We start from the raw sequence: 1671 nt of genomic DNA, 5'->3' as shown, positions 1-1671 counted from the left end.
ATGATCATGTTCTCGCTGCTCTCCTCGACCGCGATGAAGGCCATCCCGGTCGAGGAGCCGTTGAGTGTGGCGACGTGGCTGACGTCCACGCCCTGCTTGGCGACGGCCGCGAGCAGGTCGCCGCCGAACACGTCGTCTCCGACGAGACCGGCCAGGCGCACGCTCGCTCCGAGCCGGGCGGCGGCGCAAGCTTGGTTGGCGCCCTTGCCGCCGGGGCGGTGTTCGGCGTTCGGGCCGGCGACGGTCTCGCCCGGCTTCGGCAGCTGTGGGACGGCGACGACGAGGTCGATGTTGAGGCTGCCGATCACGACCAGGTCAGTCATCTGGTTTGTCGTCCTTCTGCGCCGCGGCGACGAGCTGGTCGGCGAGCGCGGTGAGGGAGGTGCCGGCGAGGTGGGGCAGGCAGTGGCCGCGCAGCAGATCGAGCTTGTCGCGCCACCGCTGCGGCAGCGCTTCGACTCCGTTCAGGGCGCCGGTGAGTGCGCCGACCATCGCGGGCATGCTGTCGCTCTGCTTGGCGACCATTCCCGCAAGGGGTAGCGCGACGGTCGGGTCGCCGTCGGTCGCTAAGACGATCGCGAAGGCGGAGGCGAGCGTTTCCGGTGCGATGGTGCCGAAGCTGTACGAGGCGTTGGCCACCTGGTCGTTGAGGTCGGCGACGAGGTCGAGCGGGGTTGCCGCAGTTTGGGCTAGGTCGAGGGCGTTCGCCATCTGCCGGGAAAGCCAGCTGTCCCGCGGGATCCGGGCCACGCCCGCGCGCACTGCTTCGGACGCGTCGGCACCGGACGCCGCCGCGGAGATCGCGGCGGCCATCGCGGCCGCGGCCCAAACGCCGTCCTCCGCGTGGGTGATCTCCGCGAGCCGGGTGGCGACCTCGGCCGCTCGGTCCGGTTCACCCGGGTAACGCAGGCCGACCGGGACGGCGCGGGCCACCGCGCCGTCGTCGAAGTGCGCGGGATTGTCGTTTCCGGTGGCCGGGGGAGTGAGGCCCGCGCGGGTGTTCACGATCGAGGAGCGTTCGGCGATCCCCGTCCACACCTCCTCGGGCCGGTCGACGACGTGTGTGCGCCAGCCCGCGAAGAGCGCTTCACGCGTCGGGTCGTCACCGGCTTCGAGCAGGATGAGGGCCGCGGCCGCGGCGAACTCGGTGTCGTCGGTCCCGGCCAGTTCCAGCGGCTCGGGGCGTCCGAGCGTGAACGGCAGCGGGAAGCGCAGGACGTGCTGGGTGTCGGCTTCGGCGCTGAAGTGCCACAGCCATTTGCGTGGTCCGCCCAGCCGCGTGCTGCGATGGTAGAGGGCCGGCATGCCTGCCGCGTCCCCGATGGCCAGTCCGAGCAGGGCGCCGCGCGCGCGGTCCGCGAGGGACGTGGTCGCAAGTGGCGTGGTCATCGGGCGTTGTCCTTCCTGAGCAGCGCGGTGTGCAGATCGCGAGCGAGTTCGGCCAGGTCGGTCCCGGCCGTCGCGCGGATGCAGTGGCCGCGTACGACGTTGATGCGCCGGCGCCATGGCTCGGGAACGGCGTCGGCTCCGTGCAAAGCGCCCGCCATCGCTCCGGCCATCGCGGCGATCGTGTCCGCGTCCCGGCCGACGTTGGTACCGCCGAGCACCGCTTGCACGTAGTCGCCGCGGGCGGCAGCGAACACGCCCATAGCCAGTGCCGTGGCCTCCGGG

The 1671-nt window shown here is 72.0% G+C and carries 3 protein-coding genes; all 3 read right to left on the bottom strand.

Annotated features, from left to right (window positions below; all coding sequences use genetic code 11):
* Positions 1–323: PfkB family carbohydrate kinase (locus VG296_RS17735; RefSeq protein WP_325566898.1), on the bottom strand; the 323-nt coding region annotated here is incomplete at its 3' end.
* On the bottom strand, positions 316–1389 hold the full coding sequence (locus tag VG296_RS17730) for an ADP-ribosylglycohydrolase family protein (protein ID WP_325566896.1): 1074 nt from the start codon (positions 1387–1389) through the stop codon (positions 316–318). The genes VG296_RS17730 and VG296_RS17735, both read right to left, overlap by 8 nt.
* Positions 1386–1671 (bottom strand): ADP-ribosylglycohydrolase family protein (locus VG296_RS17725; RefSeq protein WP_325566894.1); only part of this gene is annotated, 286 nt, incomplete at its 5' end. The genes VG296_RS17725 and VG296_RS17730, both read right to left, overlap by 4 nt.

The sequence above is a fragment of the Actinospica sp. genome, from assembly GCF_035552695.1.
Classification (GTDB): domain Bacteria; phylum Actinomycetota; class Actinomycetes; order Streptomycetales; family Catenulisporaceae; genus Actinospica.
This window is presented reverse-complemented; position numbering and strand designations above follow the sequence as displayed.

Excerpts from the sequence above, each read along its gene's own strand:
- VG296_RS17730 (WP_325566896.1), bottom strand. The coding sequence starts at position 1,389 with ATGACCACGCCACTTGCGACCACGTCCCTCGCGGACCGCGCGCGCGGC.